General features: G+C 67.5%; 6 protein-coding genes. 3 read left to right on the forward strand and 3 right to left on the reverse strand.

The genetic code is table 11. From position 1 onward, the window contains the following. On the forward strand, window positions 1-1,379 hold a 1,379-nt coding region (locus tag VFG33_RS11160), incomplete at its 5' end, for a sensor histidine kinase (protein WP_325025226.1). A gap of 139 nt (window positions 1,380-1,518) precedes the next feature. Here the strand turns inward: VFG33_RS11160 and VFG33_RS11165 are convergent. The 3 genes from VFG33_RS11165 to VFG33_RS11175 are packed head-to-tail and all read right to left on the reverse strand — an operon-like array spanning window position 1,519 to window position 3,359. Beyond that, window positions 1,519-1,752 carry a hypothetical protein gene (locus VFG33_RS11165; protein ID WP_325025227.1) on the reverse strand — a complete coding sequence of 78 codons (234 nt, stop codon included), beginning with the start codon at window positions 1,750-1,752 and terminating at the stop codon, window positions 1,519-1,521. Window positions 1,753-1,779: 27 nt separating this feature from the next. Beyond that, on the reverse strand, window positions 1,780-1,929 hold the full coding sequence (locus VFG33_RS11170) for a hypothetical protein (RefSeq protein ID WP_325025228.1): 150 nt from the start codon (window positions 1,927-1,929) through the stop codon (window positions 1,780-1,782). Window positions 1,930-1,967: 38 nt separating this feature from the next. Next, complete coding sequence (locus VFG33_RS11175) at window positions 1,968-3,359, reverse strand: ferredoxin reductase family protein (protein WP_325025229.1); 1,392 nt, start codon at window positions 3,357-3,359, stop codon at window positions 1,968-1,970. Window positions 3,360-3,435: 76 nt separating this feature from the next. Between VFG33_RS11175 and VFG33_RS11180 the strand changes: the two genes are divergently transcribed. Together VFG33_RS11180 and VFG33_RS11185 are read left to right on the forward strand one after the other, a co-directional pair. Beyond that, window positions 3,436-3,663 carry a ribbon-helix-helix protein, CopG family gene (locus VFG33_RS11180; protein WP_325025230.1) on the forward strand — a complete coding sequence of 76 codons (228 nt, stop codon included), beginning with the start codon at window positions 3,436-3,438 and terminating at the stop codon, window positions 3,661-3,663. Between the two features lies 1 nt (window position 3,664). Continuing rightward, on the forward strand, window positions 3,665-4,763 hold a 1,099-nt coding region (locus tag VFG33_RS11185; RefSeq protein ID WP_325025232.1), incomplete at its 3' end, for a Clp protease N-terminal domain-containing protein.

A 4,763-nucleotide genomic window follows, 5' to 3' on the forward strand; every position in this document is an offset into this window, starting at 1 on the left:
CTACGACCATGACCGTGGTCCCGCGCAGTCTCCGTGCCCAGATCACCGCCAGCGTGGCGCTCCTCGTGATGGTCGTGGTCGCTCTCACGGGACTGCTCATCGTCGTCCGGATCGACCATCGCGACCGCGCCGACGTCGACCAGCAGCTGAGCTCCCGGGCGGAGAAGGTTCGTCAGGACGCCGACAAACTGCTATCCCAAGGCGACCACGCCGATGACGACTACGGTGGTCTGCTGGCCGGCAGCCAGTCGCTGGTCCGGCTGGTGGTCGACGGGCAGATCATCGCCGAACGTGGGGACCAGCCCGCCGTCGCCTTGCCCGTGCCGAGCGAGGACGGGTACACCACGCTCCACGTCGCGGACCAGACCTGGCGATCACTCACCCAGCCGCTCGCCGGTGGATCCAGCGAGCGGCTGCAGGTTTTGCAGGACCTCGCGCCGATCGAAGACCGGCTAGCCGACAACGCCCAACTGGTCACGCTGACCGCGATCGCGGCGACCTTGGTGGCCGGCTCGGGCGTGTGGCTGGTCGCCCGCCTTGTTCTGCAGCCCTTGCAGCGTCTCCGTGCCGGTGCGACCCGGATCCGCACCGCCGAGAGCGGCCAACGCCTTCCCGACGAGACACGACCCCAGGAGGTGGCCGACTTGTCGGCAGCCCTGAACGGCATGCTCAGCCAGTTGCAGACCAGCACTCAGTCGACTCGGCGGTTCACCGCAGACGCCGGTCACGAGCTGCGTACTCCGTTGACGAGCCTCGGGATCAACCTCGAGACGCTCCAGCGGAATCCGCAGCTTCCCAAGGAGGATCGCCAGCAGATCCTGACCGCGTCACTGGCTGAGCACGGACGCATCACCGCGCTGCTCGAAGGTCTGCAGACCCTTGCGCGGGGCGACGCCGGTGCCCTGCCCGCCCGCGCCACAATCGACCTGGCCGATCTGCTGAACGAGTCGGTACGACATGCGCGCCACAGGCACCCGCAAACGACGTACCGGCTGACCATCGACCACATGCGACCGCCGTACCTCGATGGCTGGCAAACCGGTCTGCGGAGCGCGATCGACAACCTCCTCGACAACGCCGCGCTGCACGGACGGCCGGACGGCCGGGTCGAGGTCATGCTCAACCGCGACGGGCGCCAGGCCTTCATCACGATCACCGACGACGGTCCGGGTATGCCGGCGGCGTCCCGGGAGGCGATGAAGGAACGCTTCGCCCGCGGACCCAACCCGCGCAGCCACGGCTCGGGCCTCGGGCTCGCGCTGACCCAGCAGCAGGCCGACCTCCACCGCGGCACCCTCACCCTGACCGACACCCTCGGCTCCGGCCTCCGCGCCATCCTCGCCCTCCCCCTCAACCCCGCCTCGGAAGAACAACGCTAACCAGCCAGACGGACGCGCCGTACTGCGTGGGCGCACGCCAGGCGGCATGAGGTTGCTAGCGGCAACCACCCTCGGCCGGACGCGCCGCGGCCCCACGCGTGAGGTGCGCGTGGGGCCGGGGCAGCTCGGGGGTGCGTCGCTATTTGACCTCGCCGGGCTTGCCTGTGTGGTCCTCGGTGGAGCCGGGGCGCTCGCCGTCGTCTGCCTTGGGCGGAGCGCTCGTCGAGCCGTCCGACGGTGTTGCCGGAGTGGTCTGCGTCGCGGCCGGCGGTTGCTTGTCCTCCTCCTGGCTCGTGGTGGCGAAAGCCTGGACGCCGACAGCGACTCCTACCAGAGCGACCGTGCCGATGCCGAACGCGATGAGCCTCTTCATGGTGTAACTCCTTCATTTTAAGGGGGTTCAGGGCTTGGGAGCTTCGCCGGGCTTGCCGGTCTGGCCGGATTCGCCGCCGCCGGAACCGCCGCCGGATTCGGCCGAGCTGAGCCAGCCGCCGTACCCGATGACGAGCACAGAGACGATCGAGGCCACGATCAGAGTGAGACGTCGCATGGTTGAGCCTTTCGTTAGTCAGCGCAGAGGTGAGGGACTCACCACGCGTAGTCCTCTTCGTGGAAATCGCGAGCCTTGACGCCCGCCCGATGTGCGGCCCGATGGACCGCCTTGAGCCACGGCACGGGACCGCAGGCGAACACGTCGCGGTCGGCGATATCGGGTACGAGCGTCTTCAGTACGTCGACATCGGAGCCGTCGACATCGGCGGGAAGCCAGGAGCCGTCGTCGCGCCTGCGTCCAGGGAGGAAGACCAACTCGATGCGGCGCCGCTCGGCCAACTCGCTGAGTTCGGCGAGGAAGATGGCGTGCTCGTGGTTGGTGTAGCGGTAGATCAAGGTCGCTTCGCCGGGTCCGTACTCGGAGTCCTCCAGGAGGGCGCGGAACGGGGTGATCCCGACGCCGGCGGCGAGCATGACCATCTTGGGGTGCCGCCGCCGCGCGGCCGTCATCGTTCCGTACGGACCTTCGATCAGGACCCGGCTCCCCGGGATGAGGTTGCGGGCCCGTACGGCGCCATCACCGCCCGCCTCGAGCGTGATCCGCAGGTCGTCGCGGGTTGGCGCCGCGGAGATCGAGTACGGGTTGCCGCGGGTCCATCCCGGGCTCCCGAGGAACCGGAAGATGAAGAACTGGCCGGACTTCGTGCGCAGCCGGTCCAGGCGCCTCCCGCGGAGCACAATCGAGAATGCGCTCGGCGTCTCCGCGATGACCTCGTCGACGACCAGCCGATGACGCCACGACACCCACAGCGGCAGCGCGACGCGCCAGATCAAGACGGCGGCCAGCGAGCCGAAGTACAGGCTCCACCAGAAGATCTGCGTCCAGGCCGTATGGAAGTGCGTGCCGTCGAAGATCTCGTGCGGCACCACGAACGCCATGCCCAGGTAGGAATACAGGTGAAGCAGGTGCCAGGACTCGTACCGGAGTCTGCGCCTGGCGATCTGGATCGACGTCACTACCACCGCGACGATCAGCAACGTGCCGATCGTTGCCCACAGCATCCATGGGTCCGTGACGAACAAATGCAGTAGCGCTCCGGCCCACTCCGAGGGCTCGCGCTCGACCCGGTTGTACGCGAACAGGAGTGTGTGCGCGATCGCCAACCAGAAGGACGCGTAGCCCAGCCACTTGTGCCGGCGCGCGAGGACGTCATGGCCCCAGGACTGCTCGACCCAAGGGATCCGGGCCATGAACAGCACCATCAGGATCATCAGTACCTGGGACAACAGGCCGGTATAGAGCGCCTGGGACTCCAGCAGGTACTCCGGGTACACGAACGTCTGGAGGAGTCCCCCGTTCCGCGCCCAGATCCACGTCGTGACCACGACGGCGGCGATCGCGAGCAGGCCCATCAGATCGGCGACCAGCTGAGGTACCCAGGACGGCGCCGCCGATCGGGTTCGGTGCAGAGTCACGGTTGCAGTCATGAGAACCAGACTTCCGGCCCAGTTTGTGACCCGGATAAGACTTCCCTCGGCCTGATATCGTGATATCTTGCTATCTATGGCGAAAGAGGCGACGAAGAACATCCTTTTGCGGCTGGACCCGGAGTTGGCGGAGCGACTGCAGGCGGTGGCGGAGGTCGAGGGGCGGTCGGTGTCGGACGTCGCCCGGGAGGCGCTCGCTTCGTTGGTCGACCAGCGTCGCGCCGACGAGCGGTTCGCCGCCCTGCTGGAGGACAACCTCGCCCGGCACGAGCGCGCATTGCGCAGCCTCCGCCAGGACGACTGATATGCAGCACCTCGACCTGTACGACGTGCTCGCGGTCGCCGCACGCGTACTGGATTGCGAGTCGGTCGACGCCATCCGGCGTACGGATCTCGAACTGGTCGGCCAGATCCTCGACGACGTCCGGTCAACGCAGGGAGATCTCGCCGACGCGGCCGCGGTCCTGCTTTCCGGGTTGCTCCGGCGCCGCCCGTTCACCGGCCCGAACCGGGTGGTCGCCGTCGCGATCACGCTGCAGCTCGTGGCAGTGAACGGCGCCGACCTGGAGTTGGAGCCGGCCAAGGATTTCGACGGCTGGCTCGATCAGGTGAAGGCCGGCGCGCTGAGCACGTCGGTTTTCGCGGACCGGCTGCGTTCGCGGCTGGCAGGGGATCAAGCGGTCAACATCTCGACGTTCGGCGATGAGGGTATTTCCTGGGAGGAGATCGGCATGTTCGAGAGGTTCAGCGAGAGGGCCAGGCGGGTCACGGTCCTGGCGCAGGAGGAGGCCGGGGGTTTCAACCACAACTTCGTCGGCACCGAGCACCTGCTGCTCGGACTGATCCGGGAGAGCGACGGGGTCGCGGCGAGGGCGCTGGCCAACCTCGGGATCTCAGCCCCGGCGGTCAGGTCCGTGGTCGAGAACCTGATCGGGCGGGGCCAGAGCAAGGACTTTGTCAGCGGCGGGCACATCTCGTTCACCCCTCGCGCCAAAAGGGTGCTGGAGCTCAGTCTGCGAGAGTCGCTGAATCTCGGGCACAACTACATCGGCACCGAGCACATCCTGCTCGGCCTGATCCGCGAGGGCGAGGGAGTCGCGGCCCAGGCATTGACCAAACTCGGCGTCGACCTGGAAACCGCACGCCAACAGGTGATCGAGATCCTGAGCCCGGGCCGGCAATCCGTGGATGACGTGCTGAGCCCGAGCCGACTCTCCGAGGAAGGCGTGCGCGACCTCCTGTCGGAAGGCAGCGACTACCCCGCCGACAAGTTCTGGTACGGCACCGGCCGCCGCCGCCACCTACTGCGCGAACTGGCCGGCCTAGTCGACGAAAACGAACGCCTCCACGAAGAAACCACCCGCCTCCGAGCCAAACTCCACGACCACGGCATCAACCCCGACT

Source organism: Kribbella sp., from assembly GCF_035687465.1.
Taxonomy (GTDB): domain Bacteria; phylum Actinomycetota; class Actinomycetes; order Propionibacteriales; family Kribbellaceae; genus Kribbella.

Bases quoted from the DNA above. Each gene is read 5' to 3' on its own strand.
- VFG33_RS11180 (WP_325025230.1), top strand. From the start codon at position 3,436: ATGGCGAAAGAGGCGACGAAGAACATCCTTTTGCGGCTGGACCCGGAG.
- VFG33_RS11170 (WP_325025228.1), bottom strand. From the start codon at position 1,929: ATGCGACGTCTCACTCTGATCGTGGCCTCGATCGTCTCTGTGCTCGTC.
- VFG33_RS11165 (WP_325025227.1), bottom strand. From the start codon at position 1,752: ATGAAGAGGCTCATCGCGTTCGGCATCGGCACGGTCGCTCTGGTAGGA.
- VFG33_RS11175 (WP_325025229.1), bottom strand. From the start codon at position 3,359: ATGACTGCAACCGTGACTCTGCACCGAACCCGATCGGCGGCGCCGTCC.